Below are 24,726 nucleotides of genomic sequence, written 5' to 3'. Positions count from 1 at the left end.
TTCACGGCAGCCAGCCGCTGCGCCCGCCCGTGCAACTGCGAGCACATCCTCGCGCGACATGTAGGCCGGTTTCGATTTCGAAGGCGTAGAGGCGAAAGTGCAATAGTGGCAGACATCGCGGCAAAGCACCGTCAGTGGAATGAAAACCTTGCGCGAATAGGTCACGACCGGCCCGAAGCCAGCAAGCGTCAGGCGCTCCGATCGGGCGATCAGTTCCGACAGCGGACCTTGCGCCAGCGCGCGCACATCCTGTTCGGGCAGAGTATCAAACACGCTTGGCATTCCACTATCCTTAAGATCAGCGCACGCTCAGCTAGCGAGGAGCGTCTTTGCAATCAGAGTCCGCTGGATCTCGTTCGTGCCGCCAAAAATAGACCAGCATCGACCGTAAAGATACTGATGACCCATGAAACTGGCGCGCTGGGCCGCACTAAACTGTCCAAGGGGTGCCAGGTGCAGATCGTGGGGATCATGGGCACCGCCCAATGGCCCTTCGATCTCCAGCGCCAGTTCAGACAGCTGCTGGAGGATCTCCGTGCTGCGGATTTTCAGGACCGACGCTTCGGGTCCGTCGCGCGACGCGCCTTGCGCCCATTTGGAGATATAGTCCTGCTCCATGGCGCACAGCGTCAACAAAGCAATCTCCGCTCCGGCCAGCTTTTCGGCCAGACGATCCCGCGACGGCGATGGCGGCACATCGGACAGCATCGCCTTGATATTCTTCATCAGGCGCAATTTGGGTCCGGTATCGGCAATCGCGACGCGCTCATGCGACAGCAGGAACTTGGCGATGGTCCACCCCTGCCCTTCGTCGCCCACGAGATTGTCGACCGGAACCCTGACATTATCGAGGAATAGCTGGTTCGTATGATGCTGACCGTCGATGGTGACGATCGGCCTGACCTCAATGCCCGGACTGTTCATGTCGATCAGCAGCATGGAAATCCCGCGCTGGGCCTTGACTTCACGATCCGTGCGCACAAGGCAGTGCATCATGTCGGCCCAGTGCGCCTCGGTCGTCCACATCTTCGTGCCATTGACGATATAATGGTCCCCGTCGCGCACCGCGCTGGTTTTCAAGGAGGCAAGGTCGGACCCGGAATTGGGTTCCGAATAGCCCTGGCACCACCAGGTATCGCTCGACAAGATGCCGGGCAGATATTTTTCGCACTGTTCTTGCGTGCCAAATTCCTGCAACACCGGGCCGATCATGTTAACGCCATAGGGAATGATCATCGGTGCATTGTTGAGCGAGGATTCCTGAAGAAAGATCAGCTGCTGGTCAATCGTCCAGCCTGCCCCGCCATGTTCGACCGGCCAGCCGGCAGCGAACCAGCCCATATCATGCAGGATTTTCTGCCAACGGACATAATCCTCCTTGTGGATTTCAAGACCGAGTGCGCCCTTGTTGGCGATATCCGCAGGAAGGTGGGCGCGAACGAACGCGCGAACTTCGGCGCGGAACGGGGTTTCCTGGACGACATTGACGCCCAGACCGGCATAGCGCGCACGGTGCAGGTCCGCGCTTCCCAGTTCGGCCCGGATGGCGGCCAGACGGCGCATATAATGGCTGACGTCGAGTTCATCACTGACACCCATGCCGCCATGCATCTGCACGGCTTCGTGCCCGATCTTGCGCCCGGCCTCATCGACCAGGGCCTTAGCCGCAGATGCCAGCGCAGACCTGTCCGATCGCCCGGCGTCGAACGCGTCGATCGCCAGTTCGGTCAGGACCCGCGCTTCCTCGGCGGTTGCATGCATGTCCGCCGCACGATGCTGCAATGCCTGAAAGGTGCCGAGGGGAACCCCGAATTGCTTTCGCGTCCCCAGATAAGTGTAGGTCGCAGCGTTGAGCGCGACAATAATCCCAGTCGCTTCGGCGGCAAGCGCAATCACGCCCCGCTCGACCGCTTCGACAATCCCGTCGGGACCGCACAGGCGGCGGGCGGCGACATTCGTGAGTTCGATGGTGCCCGCCGATGCGCCGTCGATCATGCGGAAGCTGTCGATGACCATCCCCTCCGCCTTGGCATCGACGAGGAAAGCACCCGCCTCACCGTCCAGCGTCGCGGTGACGACGAACTGATGGGCCAGATCGGCATGGCGGACGGCCAGCTTGCGTCCGGTCAGGCGAATGCCATCAGCGACCGCCACGGCCTTGCTGCCGGGAAGCGCGAAGGGGTCATACCCTTCCTCATGCGCGAAGGCCGTGATCGCTTCACCCGCGATCAGCCCCGACAAATCCTCGCCCGCGCCGTGCAGGATCGCGCCGCACAGCGCGCTGGCCAGCACCGGCTCGACGACCAGCTTGCGTCCGACTTCCTCCATGACCACGGCAATGTCGCGCATACTGCCGCCAAAGCCGCCCGCCTCTTCGGCAACGGTCGCGCCAAGAATACCCTGCTCGGCAAGGTGCGGCCAGAGTGCCAGCCGATCCGGCTCCTCTGCCGAAAGCCGCCGCCGCCGCTCCTCGAAATCATTTTCGACATCGAGAAGCTTGCCCAGCATGTCGCCGAACATCTGCTGCGTTTCTGTTCTAGCGAACGTCATCTCAATCCTTTTCGTCAGGCTTTGTACGCCCGCGCCTCACCCGTCACTCGAACAGCGTTCCATCGGCGAATATGCCGCCGATCGCCCGGACAAACCGCGCAGCATCCGCGCCGTTGATGACGCGATGATCGTAACTCAGCGAAAGCGGCAGGCATTTCCGCCAGATAATAGCGCCGTCATCGCCAGGGGCTGGCCGAAGCTGAATAGCGGTCGCACCCAGGATCGCGACGTCGGGCGCATTGATGATGGGGGTGAACGCCGTACCTCCGATATGTCCGAGCGAGGTCAGCGACATCGAACTGCCCGACATCTCCGCCATCGACAGGCCCTTGGTCCGCGCCTTTTCCGCGATCGCCGCTATGGCGGCGGCGATATCAGCGAGGGTCATCGTGTCGACGCCCCTCAACACCGGCACGAACAAACCGCCCTGCGTATCGACCGCCACGCCGATGTTCACATATTTCTTGAGAATGATCGACTGGCCATCATCGCTCAACGATGCGTTGAACTGCGGGAAATCAGCCAGCACCCGGCCAAGCGCCCTGACCAGCAGGGCAACCGGGCTGACTTTTGCGCCCGGATTTGCCCTGTTCCAGTCTGCACGCCTGGTTTCGGCCTCGGTCACATCCACTTCATCATGATGCGTGACATGCGGTATAGCCAACCAGTTGCGGCCAAGGAACCTCCCCGTCAGTTTCTGAACGGGGGTGAGTTTCTTGACCTCCACTTCCCCGAATTCGGAGAAATCGGCAACCGGCCAGGCCGGGAGCGACGTGATCAGGCTTTCAAGGCTCATGGCTATTCGATTATACCCAGCACTGTCCCAACGTCATAGGTCTCGCCGGGCTGCATGATGATGCGCAAAGTCCCCGACGCGGGTGCCTCGACCTCATTGGTCGACTTGTCGCTCTCCAACGAAAAGAGCGGCTCACCCTCGACGGCCTGGCCGCCATCGGGTACCAGCCATTCGGACAATTGGCCCTCGCTCATCGAAAAACCCAGTTTGGGAAGCAGAATCTCGGTAGCCATTTAACTATCCTTTCCAGTCACGAGTGCGCGAACCGCAGCTTCGATGCCCGCTGCAGAAGGAACGAAGGCGGTTTCGAGCGGCTTAGAATAGGGCACCGGAGCAAATGCGCCGCCAAGACGTCGGACCGGTGCTTTCAACGTGCCGAAGAAACGATCGCTCAGATCCGCAGCGATCTCGGCACCAACGCCAAACTCCTTCACGGCCTCATGGACGATCAGCGCGCGGCCGGTCTTTTCCACCGAAGCGTAAACCGTTTCCTTGTCCCATGGCGCGATCGTCCGCAAATCGACGACCTCGACCGAGACGCCGCTTTCAGCGAGTGCCGCGGCGGCGGCCATCGCCGGTGCAACCATGGTCGCATAGGTGACGATCGTCAGATCGCTGCCCTCCTGCACGACCTTGGCCTTCCCCAGCGGGATGACTTCCTTGGTAAAAGGGCTGCTGTTCCAGTAGGTCGGCAGATTTTCGATGAAGATGACCGGATCCTCATCCTCGATCGCACTGCGTAACAAACCGTATGCGTCGGTCGGATTGGATGGCGCCACCACCTTTATGCCGGGCGTATGGGCGAACCAGGCTTCCAGATAATCGCTGTGCTGACCGCCGTTCGACATGCCAGCGCCCGTCATCGTGCGGATGACGATGGGAACATGCGTCTGTCCGCCTGACATGAAGCGCAATTTGGCAGCATGATTGATGATCATGTCCATTGCAATGGTTGTGAAGTTCATCAGCATGATTTCGGCGACGACGCGATGTCCCCGCAGGGATGCGCCGATTGCCGTGCCGATGATCGCCTGCTCCGAAATCGGGGTGGATTTGACACGATCGTCGCCGAACGCGGTCGACAGGCCCTTGGTCGCACCGGCCACGCCGCCTTCTTCTCGATCGGCGACATCCTCGCCAAGCACTAGCAGCGTCGGATCGGCGGCGAGCGCATCGTAGAGCGCCAGATTGACGGCCGAAATATTGTTCATGTTCTGCGTTGTCATTATCTTGATCCCTCAGGCCAGTTCGTGGGCGAAGACATCGCGCTTCAATTCAGAAACGTCGGGCCATTCGGCCTCGAATGCCGCCTTTACCGCCTCTTCGATGCGGGCCTTGATATCCGCATCGATCGCGTCGAGTGCTTCCTCACTCGCCGCCTCGTCAGTCAGAACTCGCTTGCGCAAGGTGACGAACGGATCATTCTGCTTCGCCGTTGCTATTTCCTCTTTGGGAATATAGCCCGCAGCGTCGCCGATCAGATGGCCGTTGAAGCGGAAGGTCAGCGCCTCGATCAGCGTAGGCCCCTCGCCCACCCGCGCACGATCGACCGCGATCTTCGCCGCGCGATACATCTCGTCCACGTCGTTGCCGTTGACCGTCACGCCCGCCATGCCATAGCCGGCGGCGCGCTTCGACAATTGATCGACAGCCGTCGAATTGGCGAAGCTGGTATGTTCGGCATAGCGATTATTCTGGCAGATGAAGATGACCGGCAGCTTCCATAAGGAGGCCAGGTTCAGCGATTCATGGAACGCGCCGATATTGGCGGCACCATCGCCGAAATTGGCGACGGCCACATGGCCCTTACCCTCAAGCTTGGCGGACCAGCCAAGGCCGGTCGCGATCGGCATCGATGATCCAACGACGCCCGTTGTCACCATGCAGCCACTCTCCGGGTGGGTCAGGTGCATCGTCCCGCCCTTGCCCTTGCAACTGCCGGTGATGCGGCCTGCAAGTTCCGCCCACAGCGGGCCAAGCGGAAAGCCTTTGGCGAGCATGTCATGCGTCCCGCGATAGATTGTGCAAATCGTATCACCGTCGTTGAGATTGACCGAAAGCGCCGAAGGAATGATTTCCTGCCCGGCGGGAGAATAATAGGGCGTCATCAGCAAGCCCGCTTTCATCGCCTTGATGACACGCATGTCATTATAGCGAATGAGCGCGGCCTTCTTGTAGATTTCAAGGAGCGTGCCGGCGTCCAATATTGGTAGGTTTGACATCCTGTCCTCCTGGATTATCGTTTGTTCGCAAACAGATCACGGCCGATTATCTGCTTCATCACTTCAGCAGCGCCGCCGGCGATCCGTGCGATCCGCGCATCGATGAATGCGCGCGCGATGGGATATTCGGTCATATAGCCATAGCCGCCAAAAAATTGCAGGCATTCATTGACCACCTTGTTGTGGAGATCGGTGACAAGCAATTTGGCCTTGGCCGCATCGACCGGGCTGAGTTCGCCCTTGAGATGCGTTTCGATGCACCAATCTGTGAACACGCGCAAGGCAGTGGTTTCCGCCGACAATTGCGCGAGCACGAATTGGGTATTCTGGAAATCGGCGATCGTGTGCCCGAACGCCTTGCGTTCGGCGGTATAGTCGACCGTCCACTGGATCGCTGCCTCGCAGACGCAAATGCTGCGGATGGCCTGGGTCAGCCGCTCCTGCGACAATTTCGTCATCAGCATCGCAAAGCCGCGCCCCTCGTCGCCCAGGCGGTTGGCGACAGGCACGCGCATGTCGGCGAAGAACAGCTCGGACGTGTCCTGCGCTTTCAGACCGATCTTCTCCAGATTGCGCCCGCGTTCAAAACCCGCATTGTCGGCCGGAGACAGGATGATGCTGACGCCTTTTGCGCCCGCTTCGGGATCGGTCTTGCACGCAACCAGCGCAAAATCGCAGTTCTGGCCGTTGGAAATATAGGTCTTCTGTCCATTGATCAGATAGTCATCGCCATCGCGAACGGCGCGGGTGCGGATGGCTTTCAGGTCGCTCCCGGCATTGGGTTCGGTCATGGCCACCGCACCGATCGCCTTGCCCGTCACCATCTTAGGCAACCAGGTCTGCTTCAGCTCTTCCGAGCCCCAGGCCAGAATATAGGGCGCGACCATTTCGGAATGGACCATGAAGCCTGGACCGGACATGCCAGCCTTTGCCAACTCTTCGATCACGACGACATTATAGAGCCAGTCCGCGCCGATCCCGCCATAATTTTCGGGAATGTCGCAACAGAGCATGCCGGCCTCGCCAGCCTTGAGCCAGACGTCGCGCGGGACGCGCTGCTGCTTTTCCCACGCATCGTGGAAGGGCACCATTTCGGTTTCGACGAAGCTCCGCACGGTATCACGGAACATCTCATGGTCGGACGAAAATAATGTGCGCTTCATCAGGCGAGCCCCAGAATGGAAATACAGGCGATGCCCTGATAAGGTACGCCGCCCAGATTATGCGTCAGGCCCATGGAGGGCGATGACAGTTGCCTCTCCCCGGTGCGGCCCAGAAGCTGGCTGTAGACCTCATAGGTCATCCGCAGGCCGGTGGCGCCGATCGGATGGCCGAAGCATTTAAGACCGCCGTCGATCTGACACGGCACCTGGCCGGCGGCGTCGTAGAAGCCATCAAGGATGTCGTTGACCGCCTTGCCTTCCTCCGAAATGAACAGATCCTCCATCGTCACCAGTTCGGTGATCGAAAAACAGTCATGCACCTCGATCAGGTTCAACTGGGTGCGCGGATCGGTGATCCCCGCTTCCTTGTAGGCGCGGGTCGCGGCGCTGCGCGTGTTGCGCACATGGCTGCCGTCCCACGTGTTCATCTGGGATTCGACGCCGGAACTGATCGCCAGCTGGATCGCCTTGATCGTCACCAGATCCTTCTTGCCCAGCGCGCGTGCGATCTCCGGCGTCGTCACGATCGCGCAGGCCGCGCCATCGGACACGCCGCAACAATCGAACAGCCCCAGCGGATCGGAAATCATCGGCGCGTTGATGATCGTTTCCATCGGCACCGCCTTGCGCAGATGCGCCTTGGGGCTGTGCACACCATTCTGGTGGCTCTTCCACGACACATGCGCCATACCGCGCTTCAAATCTTCTTTCGACATGCCATGTTTGGCGCGATAGCCCGCTGCCAACTGGGCGAACCCGGCCGGTGACGATCCCATCGGCATCCACATATCGTTGAAGGTGCCCTTGAAGGGTATGGGTAGTCCGCCATAGCCCGTGTCCTTGAGCTTTTCCGCTCCAATGGCGACGGCGATGTCGACCGCACCCGATGCGACCGCGTAGGCCGCGCCACGCAAAGCCTCCGTCCCGGTCGCGCACATATTCTCAACGCGCGTGAAGGGAATGCCATCAAGGCGCAGTGCCGTGGAGGCGGGAATGGGCGAATTGCCGACATTCACATTGTCCAGTGCGCTACCATACCAGCCTGCCTCGATCTGCGACCGCTCGATCCCGGCGTCGGCCAGCGCCTCGTCGAACGCTTCGCGCATCAAGGCAGATGAATCGGTATCCCAACGCTCGCCGAATTGCGCACAACCCATGCCCAGGATCGCTACTTTGTCCTTGATGCCTGTCGCCATGATTATGCTCCCGCCGCGCCAGTGGGCGCAGCTTTCCAGAAATAGCGGTTGTAGCCGCGAGCGCGGTCACGCTCCTTGATCCGATACGTCAGCTTGAGCGGCGTCCCGACTTCCAGCCCTTCCGGCCCGACATCGACCACCTCCATCAGGATGCGCGCGCCGTTGTTGAACTGCACGAAGCCGACATAGAGTGGCGGGGCAGGATGGAAGGACAGCCAGTCAGCAGTGTAGGTGAACACCTGCGACGGCTCATCGACCAGCGAATAATCCTCGAACTGGCTAGCTGGCGCATTACAGCCTGGATTGACGCAATATTCGAGTTGAGGAAACTGGATCGTGGCGCATTGCCCGCATTTGCCCGCCACCAGCGCGTCGATTTGCCCACCCGAACGATATTGCTCCGTCAGCGCCGTCTTGGCCACCTTTTCCGACCGCATACCCCACTCCAGATCGATGCCGTCGTAGAAGGAGAGCATACGCAAATAACTGTCTGTCGCGATGCCATTAGCGATTGCACCGCTCACGCCGGTACGCGGCTGCGCGCTGCCAATGGCCGCCGTTACCTCAAACACCAGCGCATCAGCACCCTGTCCAAAACCGACCAGGAGAATCCTGTCGCCCGTAGCCGCCGTTTCCAGCACATGGGCCAGCATGAGCAGAGCATGGGCCGCGCCCGCATATCCGACGCCATCTGACAAGCCGTCCACTGGCTTCCCCGCGAAACCGATCTTCTTGGCCACCGCATCGGCAGCACCGCGCTGTAGCGACGGCATGACGAAATGCGTAAGATCATTCGCAGCGATGCCGGCTTTCGACAATGCCTGAGCAATGGCCTGCGGCGCAAGCTTGGCATAGCCTTCGTCACGAACCCAGCGTTCTTCCCAGAAATAGTCATAACGTTCGCGCGCCGCGCGGAAGTGATCGACAAACGGGGCTGTCACGCTGGCCGCGCCCAGCAACCTTGCCACCACATCGTCGCCCGCGCCCAGCAGGAACGCTGCGGCACCCGCGCCATAGCTTAGTTCCTGCGTGCTGGCAGGCTTTGCAACCGGTGCGTCGCTGGCGATAAACAGGGCCTCTTCGCCCATCTTCAACGCTTGCAGCAGCCCGGACGTGCCGGCACGCTGCGAATAGCCTGTATCACTGCTTGCGATGGCCGTCGGCAAGCCAAGCGCGCTCGCCACAAGCGCGCCATGCTGGAGATCCGCATAAGGCAGGCTGGTCGATGCCAGATACACTGCCTCGATCGCATCGGAGGGCCGGCCGTTGAAACAGTCGCGGGCCGCTTCCACCGCCATGGTGACGGCGTCCTCGTCCCAGCTGGTGAAGGCACGCGCGCCTTTGGCCTGACCGCGCAGATTGGGCGCCATCCACTTGTGCGCGTCCGCGATGAGCGACCGGTCGATCCTTAGACGCGGCACATAGCCGCCAAACCGTTTAATGCCAAAATCTGCCATCGGAACTCCACTCGCGTGTTTGCGACCTGTCAATCTTGCGCGCCGGTCTGCACTGCACTCATGTACCCGACGCGGACGGAAATCTTGCTGGTCGCTTTTCGATGAAGGCACGGACGCCTTCTTCAAAGTCGGCGGTGCCGACCGCCTGCACGATCGCATCGCGTTCCGCTTTGAGCTGCGCGGAAACAGATTGCTGGCCGCCGGAACCGAGCAATGCCTTTGCCTGCCGAACCGCCCCAGCGGGTGCGCGTGCGAACCGTTTCGCCTGCGCCTCCCCTTCCGATGCCAGTTCGGCGGCGGCCACGATACGCGACGCCAAGCCAATCCGGAACGCTTCCTCTGCACCGACGCGCGCGGCAGTCAGGATCAGTTCGGCAGCACGCCGCTCACCGACGACACGCGGCAGAAGCAGACTAACCCCACCGTCAGGCGGCAGGCCGACCCGTTGATGCGAGAACAGGAAAGTGACCGTTTCATCGGCGATCAGATAATCCGCGCCCAGCGCAAACATTAGACCCGCGCCCGCGACTGCACCCTGGCAGACGGCAACAATGGGAACCTCGATCGACAGATAAGCCTCGACCATGCCCCGAACGGCATCAAGCCGCGAGGTAAAGTCAGCACGGCGTGCCTCCACCGGCTGCTCGATGGCGCGCGCGAAACTCCGCACGTCGCCACCGGCCGAAAAATGCGCACCCTCCCCCCGCACTAGCAACACCCGAACGGACGGGTCGCCGGAAATCGAGGAAAAGAGTTCGGTCAGGCCCGGCACAGCTTCCTGCGGTATCGCATTGCCATGCGCAGGCCGGTTGAAGCACAGCGTCAGAACGCCGCCCGCCCGCTCGACCAGATAGGGTGCGCTCTCGCTCATTGGGATCAGAAGGGGTCCCAAGTGAAGACATGCGAGGAAATGTCGAGCGGGTAGAAGCTCGGCTTCATCGCAGGCAGCGCGTGGCTGACGATCGTTTCAGGCGTCCACCCGTCGGACGTCTGCGCCGTGCGGATCGGGCGTGGCTGGCTGAACAGGATGGTCTCATTCATGCGCGAGGAGAATATCTGACCACTGACATCAGCCGCGCCGTCGCTGATCAGGCCGACCGCAAGCGGTGCGATCTTATCCGGCGTCATCCGCTTGGCGATTTCGAGGCGCTTGCGATTGGCTTCGTCGTTGGCCGGAATCGTGCCGACCATGCGCGTGAAAGCGAACGGCGCGATGCAGTTGGACCGGACATTGAAACGCTGCATGTCGATAGCGATCGACTTGGACAGACCTGCGACGCCCAGCTTGGCGGCCGAATAATTGGCCTGGCCCATGTTGCCGATGAGACCGCTGGTCGATGTCATATGGACGAACGCGCCGCTGCCCTGCTCCTTGAAATAAGGTGCCGCAGCGCGCGAGACGTAGAAATAGCCGTCGAGATTGACCGCGCGAACCAGGTCCCAATCTTCCTTGGTCATCTTGTGGAAGATGACGTCGCGCAGGATACCGGCATTGTTGACGACAGCGTCGATCTTGCCGAACGCCTTGATCGCGTCCTGGATGATCTCTTCGGCGGATTCCCATGTCGCAATCGAATGGAAGCTCGGCGCGGCGATACCGCCGGCGGCAGTGATTTCATCGACAGTGCGTTGGGCAGGGGTGGTATCCGCTCCGCCACCGGCAGCAGCGCCGCCAAGGTCGTTCACGAGCACGCTGGCACCGCAAGCGGCCGCAAGCTTGGCGATTTCAGCCCCAACGCCATTGCCGGCACCGGTTACGATGACAACCTTGCCTGCAAGAATTCCCGACTGACTCATACTTCATCCCATCTTTCTAATTTATGGTATCGACTACAGCGTTAGCAATTAGTGTCAATATACTAATTCTATGCCACGCCTCCAACCGTTGCGCTTCCGCGATCCAGCACCACCAGATCGCGTTCTACCGAACGGCACCGGAAGCGAACGGCGCCTCCTTCCAGGAAAAATTCAACGCGGATCGTTTCGCCCGGGAAAACCGGCTTGCTGAAACGCACCTCCATCGCCTTCAACCGCGCAGGATCGCCATCGCACAAGCGGCTGATGATCGCGCGCGCGGCCAGCCCCATGGTGCAGAGGCCATGAAGGATCGGTCGATCGAAACCCGCCTTGCGGGCGACCGAAGGGCTGGCATGGATCGGGTTCAGGTCGCCGCTCAAGCGATAGATCAGCGCGATTTGCGGCAAAGTGGAAATGTCCAGCACATCGTCGGGATCGCCATCAGGGATCGCCGCCAGACCGGGGCCAATGTCGCCAAATCCACCCTGCCCACCGTCGCCGCGCAGAAATAATGTCTGCGTGACGGTCGCGCACAACAACTCGCTGTCCCTGTCATAAAGGCGCTTCTGCATCTTCATGATCGCGCCCTTGTCGGCACCTTTATCTTCGATGCTCAGGATCGAATAGTCACCGCGCATGCGGCCCTCGGCGGGAATAGTGGAGTGGATTTCGAACGCCTGTTCAGCGTGCAGCACCTTGACCCAATCGATGCCCAATTCCGGTCGATCTATCCAGAAGCCGGGATGCGCAATCGTATTGCACATGGCCGGCACGGCCTTGAGGCCCTTTTCATAGACGAACGCCAATTGCGTTTCATCTGTAGGGTCGCTTCCGTAACCCAGCCCCAACGCATAGAGGATGGTTTCCGGTGCCGAATAATCGTGATGCTTATCGTCGAGCTTGAAACGTTGTAATATGTCCAAATTCACGATGCCCGGCTCCCCTGAATCGAATAGTGTTGACTCGCTTAGCCCATTTAGGATTTAGGTACAAGAAGGCTGGAAAGTTGCGATCTGTCGGGATGACGGAACGGCACCGACGTTATCATCACGGCCGGATAGGTAGGCGTTGGACATGAGCGATACGGCTTCATCGACTCGGACATAGCCCATAATGCTGGAAATGGATGACCCATGAGCGACGTTATCGACGATAGAAGGATCGAGGAGCGCGCTGCGCAGCATGGGCTGACGTCGCGCGTGGAGTGCGCGCAGGCGATCCGGTCATTGCTCGATAATTTTTCTTGTTCGATGGCTGACGATGCGCAGCTGGATGAGGCGGCCGCACGCATTCGCATGGTATCGGAACTGCTGGCTGGACAACCCAGCCGACCGGCCCATGTGCGCTTCATCGAAGGCATGTTGACCGGCTTGGGCGAACTGAGCGAGCTTGGCCCATTCACCGGCAGGCTTCATCCTCTGCCTCCACCTTTCAAACTAGTCCTCAATGGCGACCGGGCGGAAGCCTATGCCACTTACAGCCACCCGCACCAGGGGCCGCCCGGACTTCTCCAAGGGGGGTTCATTGCGGCCACGTTCGACGAATTGCTGGGTATCGTTCAGGCAGGCGTCCTGAGGATGACGGTCGACCTTCAGATCGCCTATCGAGCGCCAACGCCGCTTTATAAAGAGCTTCGCTATACGACATGGCTAGACCGGATCGACGGACGCAAAGCCTATGCGAAGGGGACATTGCATGATGGTGATCGGCTGTGCGCCGAGGCCAGCGGCGTGTTCGTGGAGCCACGGCAACGACCCTTTTGATAAAAAGAATAGAGATTCAGTCACCAAAGCATGTGACGGTGAGAGGATAAGAGAATGTCGACGCACACAACCTATTGTCGCAACTGTGCCGCTGCTTGCGGCCTGAAGGTCACGCACGAGGACGGCGTCATTCAGGACATCAGGGGTGATCGCGATCATCCGGTCTCGCAAGGCTATTTCTGCATCAAAGGTGCAGCGACCAAGGACTTTCACAATGGCGAAGACCGGTTGCTGGGCAGTCGGCGACGCAATGCGGATGGAACGTTCGAAGACATCGACGCCGAAACGGCGATGGATGAGATTCACGAAAAGTTAAGCGCGATTATTGCCCAATACGGAATTGAGTCCGTCGCGCTTTACTACGGTACCGGGTCCAACTGCAATGTGCTCAGTGTGCCTGCGGCGAAGGCGTGGATGGATGCCATCGGTTCGCCCTATCTTTTCTCCAGCATGACCGTGGACCAGTCAGCCAAATGGGTTACCGCCGGTCGCATGGGGGTGTATCTGGCTGGCAAACATAAATTGCCTGAAGCCGATGTGCTGATGATCGTTGGCACCAATCCGGCAGCGTCGCACGCCTGCTACGGCATGCCTTCGCCTAACCCGATCAAGCATATGCGGGACGCGCGCAAGGCAGGCACCACCTTTATCGTGGTGGACCCGCGCAAAACCGAACTGGCGCGCTCCGCCGATCTCCATCTGCCCGTGCGACCGGGCCAAGACGCAGCGCTGTTTGCCGGATTGATCCGCATCGTTCTGGACGAGGGCCTTGAGGACAAGGCCTTCTGCGCACGTTTCACGACCTCGCTTGAGCGCCTGCGCGCCGCAGTCGCGCCGTTCACGCCTGATCATGTAGCCGCGCGTACCGGCATCGACTCCGACACGCTGTACAAGGCCGCGCGGATTTTCGCTGGCGCGCGCCGCAAGTCGGCGCTGACGGGCACGGGATCGGCCATGGGACTCAACTCCAACCTGGCCGAGCAAATGATAGAGGCGCTCACCGCGATCTGCGGCGGCTATCGTCGGGCGGGAGATATTATCCACAACACCGGCTATTACGGCGGAACGCCAGCGCAGGAAGCAGTGCTGCCGCCGAACCGGACCTGGGAAAATGGCCCCAAGCTGCGTACCGTCGATATCGGTCCGATCGGCGGCGAATATCCGACCTCACGTCTGCCCCAGGAGATAGTGGGCAATGAGAAAGGACGGATTCGTGCGCTGATTCATTTGGGTGGCAATCTGGTCAAGGCGCTGCCAGAGCCGGATCGGACGATCCCGATGATCGAGCAGCTCGATTTGCTCGTCTCGATCGATGTGCGGGACAATGTGACGAGCCGCATGGCGGATTATCTGATCGCGACCAGCGGCCATTATGAACATCATGATTTCAACCTGGCGCTGGAATACATGCTGCCAACTACCTTTGCGCAAATTGCCGAGCCATTCCTGACGAAACCCGCAGGCGTGATTGAAGACTGGGAGTTTTTTCGAGGCATGGCCCATCGCATGGGCAAGACATTGCACATGCGTCGACCATTTTATGGAATGGCACATCGCGACATACCTGGGCCAGAACTGGAAATTACGGACCAGACCACTGGCGAGGACCTCATACGCTGGCTCGCCGACGGCGGTCGCAGCAATTATGATGAACTCAGGGCCAATCCGGGCGGGGTCCATTTCCCGGAGGCTGAGGCGGTTGTCCAAGTCGCGAACGACGACGATAGCGCCCGGCTCGACCTGTGCCCATCCGATGTAGAAGATGAGCTTCGGGGCGTGTATGAGGCGCAGGACGATCTGGCCGACTATCCGTTTCGGGTCATATCGCGTCGGCTTATCGAGGTGATGAACAGCGCCTACACGCAAGCGAGCCAGACCCGTCGCCGCTTCCCGACCAACCCGATCTACATGAATGTGGAGGACATGACCCGACTCGACGTGGCAGAAGGTGGCACAGTCAGGCTAACAGGCCGAACGGGCGGGGTCGTTATAGGTCGCGTTCGCAAGGATACGGGTCTACAACCGGGCGTTATCGCCATGTGTCATGGTTGGGGGAACCCGGAACTGCCTGGTGAGCGGGATCCTGACGTATTTTCCGGTCGGCTCGTGTCACTCGACCAAGATCTTGAATCCATCAATTTCATGCCCAGACAAAGTTCGGTGCCCGTGCAAGCGCAACGGCACGATGCCTAACAAGACCGCAGCAGACACTATTAAGGAGTATTTATGAAGATCGGAATTATCGGCGCCGGCAATATCGGCGCCACCCTTGCCCGCAAACTCGTCGATGCGGGCCATGACGTCAAGATCGCCAATTCCAAGGGGCCGGATACGTTGGCTGACATCGCCAAGGACACTGGCGCTCAGGCGGTGACGAAAGAAGATGCGGTCAAGAATGTCGATACGGTCATCCTGTCCATACCATTTCTCAGCTATCAGACGCTGACCAGCCTGCTCAGCGGCGTCCCGTCCGATGTCATCGTGATCGACACATCCAATTACTATCCTTTCCGCGACGGCGTTCTCGACGGCCTCGATAATGGCACGCCCGAAAGCGTCTGGGTCGGCGAACATATCGGTCGGCCGGTCGTCAAAGCGTGGAATGCCGTCTTGGCGGCCACACTTGCGGAACGGGGCAAGCCGAAAGGTACGGAAGGTCGGATCGCTCTGCCGGTCGCCGGCGACGATGACCGCGCAAAGGCTGTAGCGATGGAATTGGTCGAGGCGACGGGTTTCGATGCCCTGGATGCTGGCTCCCTGGCCGATTCATGGCGGCAGCAACCCGGCACGCCAGCCTATTGCACCGAACTGGCGATCGACGAACTGAAGCCCGCGCTTCTCGCCGCCGACAGGCAGCGAGCGCCTGTAAATCGCGAAACGCTGATAAAGGGCTTTATGGAGAATTACGGTAAACTTTCGCACGATGATACGGTCGCGATGAATCGCGCCGGTACTGCCTGAGAAAAGGCTGCGGATCGACCGGCAAGCCGATCCGCAGCACATGTTCAGCGTGCGTTGCAGTTCCCGGAGGTAGCGGATGAAGTTCGGAATTAGCTGCAGCCAGATTCTTGGCCACACTCCGACTGCCGGTGACATCCTGTCGATGGCCAGAGAAGCCGAAAAGATCGGATATCACTCGATCATGTTGGGCGATCATATCCTGACGCCGAACTGTTTCGATGACTCGAACTATCCGGCCGGCACATTCGACGCCGCAACACCCTGGTATGAACCGTTCGTCCTGCTCTCTGCGCTCGCGGGCGCGACGACAACGATCCGACTGGGCACGGGCATCGCGGTGATCCCTTATCGTCCCCCCATTCAACAGGCACAGGCGATCGCGACGCTCGACTTCATAAGCGAAGGGCGTTTTTACTATGGCGCAGGGATCGGATGGATGCGCGAGGAGTTTGATGCGCTCGGGGTTTCCTTCGACGAACGCGGTCGGCGCAGCGACGAATATCTCGAACTCATCACGCTGCTGCTCTCGGGACGACCCGAAGGATATAAGGGCCAGTTTGTCGATTTTCCCGGAGGGCGTCTCAATCCGCTTCCCCATCAAAAGCCCTACCCGCCCATCATCATCGGCGGAGAATCGCCGCCCGCTATCCGGCGTATCGCGGGATATGGCGACGGATTTTATATCAACTGGAAAAGCCTGCCCGAACTCGACTTGTTCATCACTGCTCTGACCGATCAAATGGAGCGCAACGGGCGCGCCGTTTCAAGCCTCTACAAACAGATCGCGACCACCGATGTCGCCTTCATCCGCGCAGCAAAGGATATGCTGCCCGACTATGCGGCGCGGGGCGTGAACGAGATCATCTTCAGCCCCGTGTGCGATTCTCCCGCTGAAGGGATGGAGGCGATCAAGGCATTCGCCGACGAGTTTTTCTGACCCTAAGGCAAGACATCCACAAGCCTGTCACACACGCAGATGAACGCTCGATCAATATGTGGCGTTCGTGACGCCGCCATCGATCACCAAGCTCTGCCCGGTGATATAGTTCGACTGCTGGCTACAGAACATCGCCGCGATGGCGCCGAAGTCGATCTCCGACCCGAAGCGCCCAACCGGAATGCCGATCGTCTTAATCGCCTCCTCCAACTCTGCCTCCAGGCTGATCCCCTTTTCCGCCGCGCGTTTGCCATAGATTTCGCGGATCCCGTCTGTGTCGTGCATCGCAGGCAGAAGAGAATTGATCGTCACGCCATGCGGGGCGATCACCTTGGCGACCGCCACGGTATAGTTGACCAGCGCGGCCCGCGGCGCGCCGGACAAGATGCGCCAGGGATGAGGAAATTTCACCGCAGCGGTGGCGATATTGACAATGCGGCCCCATCCCCGATCGCACATGCCATCGACGATGGTGCGGATAAACTCAACGGGTGAGATGAAGGTCATGTCCAGGTTCGCACGCCAGTCCGCGTCCGAAATCTGTCGGAAATCCTCGATATAGGGCGGTGGCGAACAGGTGCCGACGAAAATGTCCGGCTCAGGGCAGCGCTCCAATACACGCTCGCGTCCTTACACTGTCGCGTGATCCGCAACGATAGCCCGCACCTGCGCGCCGGTAGTGCTGCGAATTTTCTCGCAGGCTGTTTGCAGCCGTGCCTCATTACGTGCAGAAATGAAAAGGTTAACCCCCTCGCCACCCAAGGCCATGGCGGTGCCAAATCCGAGTCCCGCGCTACCGCCATTGATGATGGCGTTACGCCCCCTGATCCCAAGGTCCATCGTTCCTGATCCTTTCCGCCTGCTAGATTATCTCTGCATCTGCACCCGCTTCCAGTATGACGCCGGTTTGTTCGGTCAGGCCATTTGTAGATGCGTTAGAGTTGCAAGCCACCATCGACGGCCAGCGACTGCCCCGTGATATATTTCCCCTTCTCAGACAGCAGGAAGGTGACGGCGTCCGCGACATCCTGCGCCGTACCGAATGCCTTCATCGGCAGCATCCTGCGAATACCGTCCACCCATTCCTCGATCCCCGGCTTTGAAATCAACTCGCCGCCCAGGCCCGCATTGATGAACCCCGGCGCGACACAGTTGGAGCGGATGCCGAAACGCCCTTCTTCCAAAGCGATGCCCCGGAACAGCATTTCGATAGCCGCCTTGGGCGCTGCCGAACAAATGTCGCGCAGTGGCACTTTTTCAACGGCGGCCGTGATGACGGCCACCAGGGCACCGCCACCACCCGCCTTCAGATGTGGCAGCGTCGCCCAGACGAGATTGAAGGCGGCCTGGACGTCATTGTCGAAAACCTGCTTCCATTCGGCTGGCGCGATCGTGTTCAGGAACTTCATCGGAATGTGCGGGCCGGCGGCGTAGACGACCGAATGCACACGGCCAAATTGCTCGGCGGCGGCGTCGACAAAAGCCTTCATGGCGTCAGCGTCGGTATGATCCACAGACATGGCCATTGCCTGACGCCCCGCAGCCTCAACCTTGGAGACGACTGCATCAGACGCTTCCTTTCGCGACCGATACGTGAAGGCGACATTCGCGCCGGCAATGGCCAGTCCTTCGCAGATCGCAGAGCCAATGCCCCCACTGCCGCCAGCGACGATCGCCACGCCGTCTGTAAACATCCTCTCCATCTACGTTCCTTCTTTTCCTCTTGTAGGCGCAACCCATATGGTGCACCCCTCCAAAATCAGAATTAGTTCGTGCATACTATACTGAGGAAATCAAATGCCCAACCCCGAAATTATCATCACCGAAAGCGAAAGTGTGATTCACGTCGCTTTCAACCGGCCGGAAAAATACAACGCCATCAGCATGGACATGCTCGACGGCCTGCGCGACGCGACGGCGCGGCTGCGCGATCGCGATGACCTACGCGCGATGCTGTTAACGGCCAACGGCAAATATTTCTCTGCCGGCATCGACCTCAACGGCGGCCTCGCGCCCGATGCGTCGATCAAGAGTCCCAAGGCGTTTCGTAGTTGGTATCGGCAGGGTGCCGGCAGCCTGCATGGCCTTGGCGACGAATGGGAAGCGATTGAAAAGCCGATCGTCGTCGCCTTTCAGGGACCGTGCCTCGGCGGCGCGCTGGAATTGTCGCTCTGCGCCGATTTCCGCCTCGCCAGCACCGGCGCTCGCTTCGGCCTACCGGAAATCAGCTTTGGCGCATTGCCCGGATCGGGCGGCACCAGCCGCCTCGTCCGGCTGGCGGGGCCGCATTGGGCGCGCTGGCTGGTACTCGCCAATCGGCAGGTCGATGCGGATCGGGCGCTGGCCATCGGTCTGGTTCACGATGTCATCCCGCAGGAAGAGTTGACCGACAACGCCCTCGCCTTCTGCTGCTCGCTGGCGGCCCTCCCGCCCGAAGCATTCGGCGCGGGCAAGCTGGCGATCGAACTAGCGACCGATCTGGATCGCGCCCAGGCACGCAATGTCGAACGCCTGGCCGTCAGTGGACTGTTCCAGGGGGCCGAACTGCATGATCTGATGCGGGCCATGCAGGAAAAGCTGGCTTCCAAAAGGAGCTGAGGCAGGAACCTCAGAGCTTTTCGATAAAGCTTCGCCACTGCGCGGTCAGGTCAGCGCGGTGGTCGGGCGCAGCAATGGCGATCAACGCGGCGGCACGCTCTGAATGGGTGCCGCCGCGCAGGTCTGCCAGTCCAAATTCGGTCACTACGATATCGACATCCATCCGGCCCAGCGACACCGGCCCCGCCCCGGCATTGGGCGCGACGATCCGGCTGATGGTGCCCTTGGCGGCGGTGGCTGCCAGCGCAACGATCCGCAGCCCGTCGGCCAGTTTAGCACCCCGCGCGAAATCGCTCGCGCCGCCCGGACCCGACATGAAACCCTTCGGCCCGACTTCGGCGTATACCTGGCCGAACAGGTCCACTTCAGTCGCCGAATTGATGGCAATGAAATCGCGAATGGCCCTGATGGCCAAGCCATCATGCGTGAGTGCTACAGGTGCGAACCGGTAAGCCGGACCGGTGATCGCCTGATAGAGCCGCTCTGAACCGATTGCGACGCCGGCCATCACCGCCGCGCCGGGCGCAAGCGCCCCCGCCTCCTCCAGATCGACCACGGCATCGCCGATCAAACCGGAATGCACGCGCAGATTGCGCCGCCCCGTCAAGGCGCGAAATACAGCGCCCGGCACCTTTCCCAACCCGGTCTGCAACGTCGCACCATCGGGAACCAGCGGCGCTATATATCCTGCAATCGCGTCGGAAACGGCATCGCTGCCGCTGTCGGGCATACCCAGAAGCGGCTGTGGCGACTCGACCATCGCCGTGATGCTCGTCAGCGGAATGCGCGCCTCGCCGCGCGTGCGCGGCATCAGTGGATTGATATGCGCCAGACGCACGGGGATCGATGGCCAGAGTTCCGCCAGGAAATCAACGGTCGAGCCGAAGCTGCAGATCCCGTCCTCGTCAGGCGGCGAGAGCATCATCAAAGCCGCGTCGGGGGGAGCATATCGCAACCGCTGCCGAATATCGGCATAGCAAAGCGGGAGAAATGTTACCGCGTCCCTCGCCGCCTTGAGTTCCGGCGTGAGGAAAAACGTCTCCGTCTTACAGGACAGATTGGCCAGATAGGTTCGGCGATTGAGGGCGGGAACGAAGATGCCGGTGAACGTCATGGCACCCAGCGCTTCGCCGGCGCGATCCAGCGCATCTGCGAACAGCAACGACTCGGCCGAGCAGCCTGACACAATCGTTCGTCCGCCGACGGGAAGGCGCGCTACGAGAGCATCGGCATCTGCTTCGATCGACATAATTGGCAAGCCCCCTCCCCGCAGTCGCGACCGGAACTGCAATTGGAATATTTACAAGCGGGCCGGTTGCTGTCAATCAGCATCTAGTATGTAGAGCCTAGAGGATATCCGAGAGAATGGCGGGTTTGTATTTCGACCAGTTCACGGTCGGCCAGACATTTCAGCACGAGATACGTCGGACGGTGACGGACATGGACAATATGCTGTTCTCGTCACTGACCTATAATCCCGCGCCCATTCATATCGATCACGCCTATGCGGCGGGAACCGAGTTCGGCAAGCCTTTGATGAACTCCATATTCACGCTGGGCCTCGTGATCGGTCTGTCCATACAGGAAACAACGCTCGGCACGACCGTCGGCAATCTGGGCATGAGCGAAACCAAATTTCCAAATCCCGTTTTCTCCGGCGATACCATCCGCGCGGAAACGCGCGTCGATGCCCTGCGACCGAGCGCATCCCGACCCGGCCAGGGCATCGTCACGTTTGAGCATATCGGTTTCAACCAGCGCGACGAGATCGTCTGCTCGACCAAGCGCAACGCGCTCATGATGGGAAGCCCGGCATGAGGTTGCGTTCCATGCTTTTTGTGCCCGGCGACAGTGAACGAAAGTTCGCCAAGGGATCGTCTGCGGGTGCCGATGCGCTGATCCTGGATCTGGAGGACGCAGTCGCTCCGTCGATGAAGGACGCTGCGCGCGCGCATGTGGCTTCCCTGCTGGATGATCGCGCCGAACGATCCTGGCGCTTTTTCGTGCGCGTCAATCCATTCGATACCGACATGACATTTGATGACATGGCGGCAGTCGTTAAGCCTGGGCTGGACGGGTTGCTGATCCCCAAGGCAAATTCCGCGCAAGATCTCGTGCGGATCGGTACCGAGCTGGATCGGCTGGAAAGCCAGACCGGCATGGCAGCAGGAACGGTCAAACTGGCCGTCGTCGCAACGGAAACCGCGCAGGCCATGTTCAATCTTGGCAGCTATGCGCCCGCTCATCCGCGCCTGGTCGCCATGACATGGGGGGCGGAAGATCTGGCGGCGGCCATCGGCGCGACTGACAATAAGGAAGAGGATGGCAGCTGGACCTTCCCGTACCAGGTTGCGCGCGCCCAATGCCTGTTCGCGGCCACCGCAGCGGAGGTGCTGCCCCTCGACACGCTCTATGCTGGTTTTCGCGATCCGCAGGGGCTGGAAAAAGACTGTCGCCGCGCCCGCCGCGACGGTTTCGTCGGGCGTATAGCCATCCATCCTGATCAGGTGGACGTCATCAACCGGGCCTTTTCGCCCTCGCCTGAACAGATCGCCGAAGCGCAGGCGATCGTCGATGCCTTTGCTGCGTCTCCGGACGCTGGCACGCTAGGCATCAACGGAAAAATGTACGACATCCCTCATCTCAAGGCCGCACGCCGAACGCTGGCAGGAGTAAAATAATGTCCTCACCCCGCCCCCTCCCCACCCAGGAAGAACGCGATGTCATCCGCGAAGGCGTGCGCGCCGTCGTGACGCGGTTTGACGATGAATATTGGCTCGCCCGCGACGAGGACGGTGTCTTTCCGTTCGAGTTCCACAAGGCGATGGCCGATGGCGGATGGCTGGGCATAACCATGCCCGAAGAATTTGGCGGGGCGGGGCTGGGCGTTACCGAAGCAGCCGTGATGATGAACGAAGTGGCCAATCATGGCGGCGGGATGACCGCGGCATCGGCCATCCATGTCAATCTGTTCGGTCCCCATCCCATTGTCGTGAAGGGGACACCGGAACAGAAAGCCCGTTGGGTCCCGCGTTTGATTTCGGGTGAGGATCAGGTCGCGTTCGGCGTGACCGAGCCGGACGCGGGCCTCAACACGACGCGGATCAAGACGTTCGCCGAAAAGGTGCCGGGCGGCTATGTCGTGCACGGGCAAAAGGTCTGGACATCGACCGCACAGGTGGCCAGCAAGATATTGTTGCTGACGCGCACCACCAAGTTTGAGGATTGCGCACGGCCCACGGACGGCATCACGATCTTCTACACCGATCTGGACAGGACCAAGGTCGACGTTCACAAAATCCCAAAGATGGGCCGCAAGGCGGTGGATTCCAACGCGATCTTCATCGATGGCCTGTTCATTCCCGAGGAAGACAGGATCGGCGAGGAAGGCAAGGGCTTTTCCTATCTGCTCCACAGTCTGAACCCTGAACGAATCTTGCTGGCGGCAGAAGCGATTGGCCTGGGGCAGGACGCTCTGCGCCGCGCGTCGAAATATGCCCGTGAACGCATCGTGTTCGATCGCCCGATCGGGCAGAATCAGGGGATACAACATCCGCTGGCGGAGCGCTGGATGTACCTCGAAAGCGCATGGCAGATGACGATGAAGGGCGCTGAACTATATGACAGCGGCCTGCCATGTGGTGCAGAGGCCAATAGTGCCAAATTCCTGGGCGCACGCGCCGGCCATGACGCCTGTTGGCAAGCGGTGGCGACGCATGGCGGGTTCGGCTATGCGAAGGAATATCATGTCGAACGGCTCTATCGCGAAGTCGCCATTACGCGCATTGCGCCAATCACCGAGCAGTTGATCATGTGCTTCATCGCGGAGAAGGTGCTGGATCTCCCGAAAAGCTACTGAATCCGCTATTGGATCGAGCGACAAGCAAAAGAGCGCGCGTGGCACGCGGCCCCGGCGCTCTTTTGTTTACCCCGCTACCGTCAGGATTATGAAATTATCTGGGGCGGAAACATGGGAAGAATGGTGCGCTTTTCAAACTGCCAGCCATCCGACGTCCTGACATAGCTGTCTTCATAGCGGATATAATGGCGGACATGGCCACCGCTGCGTGTATTGGCTTCGACCAGCGCGAACACGCCCCCAGTCGCCCGGCTTTCATCCCAATTGAGGATCACGTGGTTCATCATCAGATGCACCACATGCAGCACATCGGCCTTTAGTTCCGCGCCATAGACCGCGATCGCCTCGCGACCGGCGTAGGTGCCCATGCCCGCGGGGCTTTCGTCGAGCACCCCATCCGGGGTGAACAGACCGGCCCATGCGTCGATCTGCCAGAGGTCGATATAATAGGCATATCGGTTGACCAATTCCTGCAAGGCAAACCTGTCATCTGCATTCAGCATATTTGCTCCTCTCGGCATGACGGCATCGTCGATGATGATTCGCCCCCGATGCCTGACTACCCGCGCGTACACTTGACACCACGGAGGAGCATAATATGTAGTATGTCAGTACTAGACCTGTCAAATGGCCATTCCAATGCCGGGAGATATGCGCGATATAGCCAGGTGTTCCGCCAAGCGTTGCCCAGTGAACAGAGATATTCGTTCATGGCGAGCAAGCGGCAGACGAACGGCCGGCGGGTCCGATCAACAGACCGGTTTCTAAGGAGCAGTAGATGCAGAAGTTTAAGAGAGGTCATGCGGAATATCGTGGGATCGTCGATGCGCCAATCGACGACGTCTGGGAACTGCTGACCGACTGGGCCAATTTTGAACGCTGGTGGATAAAGCCCGAAGATGGCGGTCGCCCCGGTCCAAATATCGCCAGCGTCGAACTGCTAGGCGCGCCTGATGAAGTACCCCGGACCCGCATCGTGCGCCACGTCACCGGCTCGGCTGTCGATGAAAAGCTCTGGATGCAGGACGATGCCACCAAGCGTATCGTTTATGACATGGTTTTTCGCCCGAACCCCGGCGGCGCAGAATTGCGCAACGAGTTCAGAAACTATCTGGCCACGACCATGCTCGACAGCCTGCCCACCGGCGAAACCTTGATGACGTTCAAGTCGGAATTCGACGTGATCGAGGAAGCCGACCTGAACCTTATGATCTCGCTGATCGAAAGAACCTATTCGGACGCAATCCTGAACGGGTTCAGGCAATATTTCGCGAGGCAAAAGGCACAGACCGTCCCGGCCTGATTGCGCCGAAACAACGATATGACGCTGCTTGCTGGAAGGCGCGAAAGGCAACGTCCAATAGCGCATGACCTAACATGCAACGGCCCTGACTTTGTCGTCGAAAGCCTGCGCAGCTACTTGGCTC

Annotated in this window: 23 protein-coding genes and 2 pseudogenes; 9 read left to right on the top strand and 16 right to left on the bottom strand. The window is 60.0% G+C overall.

Going from position 1 to position 24,726, the window contains the following annotated elements; all coding sequences use genetic code 11:
- From K9B33_RS21425 to K9B33_RS21370, 12 genes and pseudogenes are all read right to left on the bottom strand, one after another.
- Positions 1-282 (bottom strand): annotated as a pseudogene (locus K9B33_RS21425) (hypothetical protein); the annotation flags it as partial.
- Between the two features lie 27 nt (positions 283-309).
- Positions 310-2,550, bottom strand: coding sequence for an acyl-CoA dehydrogenase family protein (locus K9B33_RS21420; RefSeq protein WP_224551143.1), 2,241 nt, complete (start codon positions 2,548-2,550; stop codon positions 310-312).
- Between the two features lie 43 nt (positions 2,551-2,593).
- On the bottom strand, positions 2,594-3,346 hold the full coding sequence (locus K9B33_RS21415) for a 2-oxo acid dehydrogenase subunit E2 (RefSeq protein ID WP_224551142.1): 753 nt from the start codon (positions 3,344-3,346) through the stop codon (positions 2,594-2,596).
- A 2-nt stretch (positions 3,347-3,348) separates the two neighbouring features.
- Positions 3,349-3,579, bottom strand: a complete 231-nt coding sequence (locus K9B33_RS21410) for a biotin/lipoyl-containing protein (RefSeq protein ID WP_224551141.1) — start codon at positions 3,577-3,579, stop codon at positions 3,349-3,351.
- Positions 3,580-4,572 carry an alpha-ketoacid dehydrogenase subunit beta gene (locus K9B33_RS21405; RefSeq protein WP_224551140.1) on the bottom strand — a complete coding sequence of 331 codons (993 nt, stop codon included), beginning with the start codon at positions 4,570-4,572 and terminating at the stop codon, positions 3,580-3,582.
- Positions 4,573-4,584: 12 nt separating this feature from the next.
- On the bottom strand, positions 4,585-5,568 hold the full coding sequence (locus K9B33_RS21400; RefSeq protein ID WP_224551139.1) for a thiamine pyrophosphate-dependent dehydrogenase E1 component subunit alpha: 984 nt from the start codon (positions 5,566-5,568) through the stop codon (positions 4,585-4,587).
- Positions 5,569-5,582: 14 nt separating this feature from the next.
- On the bottom strand, positions 5,583-6,731 hold the full coding sequence (locus K9B33_RS21395) for an acyl-CoA dehydrogenase family protein (RefSeq protein WP_224551138.1): 1,149 nt from the start codon (positions 6,729-6,731) through the stop codon (positions 5,583-5,585).
- Entirely contained in the window at positions 6,731-7,927 is a 1,197-nt protein-coding gene (locus K9B33_RS21390) for an acetyl-CoA acetyltransferase (protein ID WP_224551137.1), read from the bottom strand. The genes K9B33_RS21395 and K9B33_RS21390 overlap by 1 nt, the downstream gene beginning before the upstream one ends.
- A gap of 2 nt (positions 7,928-7,929) precedes the next feature.
- Entirely contained in the window at positions 7,930-9,384 is a 1,455-nt protein-coding gene (locus K9B33_RS21385) for a 3-oxoacyl-[acyl-carrier-protein] synthase III C-terminal domain-containing protein (protein WP_224551136.1), read from the bottom strand.
- 58 nt (positions 9,385-9,442) lie between these two features.
- The gene (locus tag K9B33_RS21380; RefSeq protein WP_224551135.1) at positions 9,443-10,255 is read right to left on the bottom strand and encodes an enoyl-CoA hydratase/isomerase family protein; all 813 of its coding nucleotides are present in this window, start codon (positions 10,253-10,255) and stop codon (positions 9,443-9,445) included.
- Positions 10,256-10,260: 5 nt separating this feature from the next.
- Positions 10,261-11,181: an SDR family NAD(P)-dependent oxidoreductase gene (locus K9B33_RS21375; protein ID WP_224551134.1), complete on the bottom strand. Its 921-nt coding sequence runs from the start codon at positions 11,179-11,181 to the stop codon at positions 10,261-10,263.
- A 68-nt stretch (positions 11,182-11,249) separates the two neighbouring features.
- Positions 11,250-12,110 carry a MaoC/PaaZ C-terminal domain-containing protein gene (locus K9B33_RS21370; RefSeq protein WP_224551133.1) on the bottom strand — a complete coding sequence of 287 codons (861 nt, stop codon included), beginning with the start codon at positions 12,108-12,110 and terminating at the stop codon, positions 11,250-11,252.
- Between the two features lie 204 nt (positions 12,111-12,314).
- Between K9B33_RS21370 and K9B33_RS21365 the strand changes: the two genes are divergently transcribed.
- From K9B33_RS21365 to K9B33_RS21350, 4 genes are all read left to right on the top strand, one after another.
- Positions 12,315-12,944, top strand: a complete 630-nt coding sequence (locus K9B33_RS21365) for a PaaI family thioesterase (RefSeq protein WP_224551132.1) — start codon at positions 12,315-12,317, stop codon at positions 12,942-12,944.
- A 54-nt stretch (positions 12,945-12,998) separates the two neighbouring features.
- Positions 12,999-15,137, top strand: coding sequence for a molybdopterin-dependent oxidoreductase (locus K9B33_RS21360; RefSeq protein WP_224551131.1), 2,139 nt, complete (start codon positions 12,999-13,001; stop codon positions 15,135-15,137).
- Positions 15,138-15,170: 33 nt separating this feature from the next.
- Complete coding sequence (locus tag K9B33_RS21355; protein ID WP_224551130.1) at positions 15,171-15,905, top strand: NADPH-dependent F420 reductase; 735 nt, start codon at positions 15,171-15,173, stop codon at positions 15,903-15,905.
- A gap of 76 nt (positions 15,906-15,981) precedes the next feature.
- The gene (locus K9B33_RS21350) at positions 15,982-16,842 is read left to right on the top strand and encodes a TIGR03619 family F420-dependent LLM class oxidoreductase (RefSeq protein ID WP_224551129.1); all 861 of its coding nucleotides are present in this window, start codon (positions 15,982-15,984) and stop codon (positions 16,840-16,842) included.
- 51 nt (positions 16,843-16,893) lie between these two features.
- On the opposite strand, the pseudogene K9B33_RS21345 reads toward K9B33_RS21350, so the two are convergent.
- Both K9B33_RS21345 and K9B33_RS21340 read right to left on the bottom strand, forming a co-directional pair.
- Positions 16,894-17,682 (bottom strand): annotated as a pseudogene (locus tag K9B33_RS21345) (SDR family oxidoreductase).
- A gap of 95 nt (positions 17,683-17,777) precedes the next feature.
- On the bottom strand, positions 17,778-18,536 hold the full coding sequence (locus tag K9B33_RS21340) for an SDR family NAD(P)-dependent oxidoreductase (RefSeq protein ID WP_224551128.1): 759 nt from the start codon (positions 18,534-18,536) through the stop codon (positions 17,778-17,780).
- A gap of 103 nt (positions 18,537-18,639) precedes the next feature.
- On the opposite strand from K9B33_RS21340, the gene K9B33_RS21335 reads away from it, so the two are divergent.
- The gene (locus tag K9B33_RS21335; RefSeq protein ID WP_224551127.1) at positions 18,640-19,440 is read left to right on the top strand and encodes an enoyl-CoA hydratase/isomerase family protein; all 801 of its coding nucleotides are present in this window, start codon (positions 18,640-18,642) and stop codon (positions 19,438-19,440) included.
- A 10-nt stretch (positions 19,441-19,450) separates the two neighbouring features.
- Here the strand turns inward: K9B33_RS21335 and K9B33_RS21330 are convergent, their stop codons facing one another.
- Positions 19,451-20,689 carry an acetyl-CoA hydrolase/transferase family protein gene (locus K9B33_RS21330; protein ID WP_224551126.1) on the bottom strand — a complete coding sequence of 413 codons (1,239 nt, stop codon included), beginning with the start codon at positions 20,687-20,689 and terminating at the stop codon, positions 19,451-19,453.
- Between the two features lie 116 nt (positions 20,690-20,805).
- On the opposite strand from K9B33_RS21330, the gene K9B33_RS21325 reads away from it, so the two are divergent.
- From K9B33_RS21325 to K9B33_RS21315, 3 genes are read left to right on the top strand one after another with little or no spacing between them, the layout of a single operon-like run.
- Positions 20,806-21,258, top strand: a complete 453-nt coding sequence (locus K9B33_RS21325; protein WP_224551125.1) for a MaoC family dehydratase — start codon at positions 20,806-20,808, stop codon at positions 21,256-21,258.
- Positions 21,255-22,121 carry an HpcH/HpaI aldolase/citrate lyase family protein gene (locus K9B33_RS21320; protein ID WP_224551124.1) on the top strand — a complete coding sequence of 289 codons (867 nt, stop codon included), beginning with the start codon at positions 21,255-21,257 and terminating at the stop codon, positions 22,119-22,121. Before K9B33_RS21325 ends, K9B33_RS21320 begins: the two co-directional genes overlap by 4 nt.
- Positions 22,121-23,299, top strand: a complete 1,179-nt coding sequence (locus K9B33_RS21315; RefSeq protein WP_224551123.1) for an acyl-CoA dehydrogenase family protein — start codon at positions 22,121-22,123, stop codon at positions 23,297-23,299. Before K9B33_RS21320 ends, K9B33_RS21315 begins: the two co-directional genes overlap by 1 nt.
- A gap of 86 nt (positions 23,300-23,385) precedes the next feature.
- Here the strand turns inward: K9B33_RS21315 and K9B33_RS21310 are convergent, their stop codons facing one another.
- Positions 23,386-23,802, bottom strand: a complete 417-nt coding sequence (locus tag K9B33_RS21310) for a nuclear transport factor 2 family protein (RefSeq protein ID WP_224551122.1) — start codon at positions 23,800-23,802, stop codon at positions 23,386-23,388.
- 275 nt (positions 23,803-24,077) lie between these two features.
- Here K9B33_RS21310 and K9B33_RS21305 point away from each other — a divergent pair, with 275 nt between their 5' ends.
- Entirely contained in the window at positions 24,078-24,602 is a 525-nt protein-coding gene (locus K9B33_RS21305) for an SRPBCC family protein (RefSeq protein ID WP_224551121.1), read from the top strand.
- Positions 24,603-24,726: the final 124 nt, after the last annotated feature.

It is taken from the genome of Sphingobium sp. 3R8 (assembly GCF_020166615.1).
GTDB classification, from domain to species: domain Bacteria; phylum Pseudomonadota; class Alphaproteobacteria; order Sphingomonadales; family Sphingomonadaceae; genus Sphingobium; species Sphingobium bisphenolicum.
This window is presented reverse-complemented; position numbering and strand designations above follow the sequence as displayed.

Bases quoted from the DNA above. Each gene is read 5' to 3' on its own strand.
- K9B33_RS21355 (WP_224551130.1), top strand. From the start codon at position 15,171: ATGAAGATCGGAATTATCGGCGCCGGCAATATCGGCGCCACCCTTGCC.
- K9B33_RS21365 (WP_224551132.1), top strand. From the start codon at position 12,315: ATGAGCGACGTTATCGACGATAGAAGGATCGAGGAGCGCGCTGCGCAG.
- K9B33_RS21350 (WP_224551129.1), top strand. From the start codon at position 15,982: ATGAAGTTCGGAATTAGCTGCAGCCAGATTCTTGGCCACACTCCGACT.
- K9B33_RS21330 (WP_224551126.1), bottom strand. From the start codon at position 20,689: ATGTCGATCGAAGCAGATGCCGATGCTCTCGTAGCGCGCCTTCCCGTC.
- K9B33_RS21305 (WP_224551121.1), top strand. From the start codon at position 24,078: ATGCAGAAGTTTAAGAGAGGTCATGCGGAATATCGTGGGATCGTCGAT.
- K9B33_RS21375 (WP_224551134.1), bottom strand. From the start codon at position 11,181: ATGAGTCAGTCGGGAATTCTTGCAGGCAAGGTTGTCATCGTAACCGGT.
- K9B33_RS21385 (WP_224551136.1), bottom strand. From the start codon at position 9,384: ATGGCAGATTTTGGCATTAAACGGTTTGGCGGCTATGTGCCGCGTCTA.
- K9B33_RS21325 (WP_224551125.1), top strand. From the start codon at position 20,806: ATGGCGGGTTTGTATTTCGACCAGTTCACGGTCGGCCAGACATTTCAG.
- K9B33_RS21415 (WP_224551142.1), bottom strand. From the start codon at position 3,346: ATGAGCCTTGAAAGCCTGATCACGTCGCTCCCGGCCTGGCCGGTTGCC.
- K9B33_RS21380 (WP_224551135.1), bottom strand. From the start codon at position 10,255: ATGAGCGAGAGCGCACCCTATCTGGTCGAGCGGGCGGGCGGCGTTCTG.
- K9B33_RS21340 (WP_224551128.1), bottom strand. From the start codon at position 18,536: ATGTTTACAGACGGCGTGGCGATCGTCGCTGGCGGCAGTGGGGGCATT.
- K9B33_RS21410 (WP_224551141.1), bottom strand. From the start codon at position 3,579: ATGGCTACCGAGATTCTGCTTCCCAAACTGGGTTTTTCGATGAGCGAG.
- K9B33_RS21315 (WP_224551123.1), top strand. From the start codon at position 22,121: ATGTCCTCACCCCGCCCCCTCCCCACCCAGGAAGAACGCGATGTCATC.
- K9B33_RS21320 (WP_224551124.1), top strand. From the start codon at position 21,255: ATGAGGTTGCGTTCCATGCTTTTTGTGCCCGGCGACAGTGAACGAAAG.
- K9B33_RS21360 (WP_224551131.1), top strand. From the start codon at position 12,999: ATGTCGACGCACACAACCTATTGTCGCAACTGTGCCGCTGCTTGCGGC.
- K9B33_RS21420 (WP_224551143.1), bottom strand. From the start codon at position 2,550: ATGACGTTCGCTAGAACAGAAACGCAGCAGATGTTCGGCGACATGCTG.
- K9B33_RS21400 (WP_224551139.1), bottom strand. From the start codon at position 5,568: ATGTCAAACCTACCAATATTGGACGCCGGCACGCTCCTTGAAATCTAC.
- K9B33_RS21310 (WP_224551122.1), bottom strand. From the start codon at position 23,802: ATGCTGAATGCAGATGACAGGTTTGCCTTGCAGGAATTGGTCAACCGA.
- K9B33_RS21335 (WP_224551127.1), top strand. From the start codon at position 18,640: ATGCCCAACCCCGAAATTATCATCACCGAAAGCGAAAGTGTGATTCAC.
- K9B33_RS21405 (WP_224551140.1), bottom strand. From the start codon at position 4,572: ATGACAACGCAGAACATGAACAATATTTCGGCCGTCAATCTGGCGCTC.
- K9B33_RS21390 (WP_224551137.1), bottom strand. From the start codon at position 7,927: ATGGCGACAGGCATCAAGGACAAAGTAGCGATCCTGGGCATGGGTTGT.
- K9B33_RS21395 (WP_224551138.1), bottom strand. From the start codon at position 6,731: ATGAAGCGCACATTATTTTCGTCCGACCATGAGATGTTCCGTGATACC.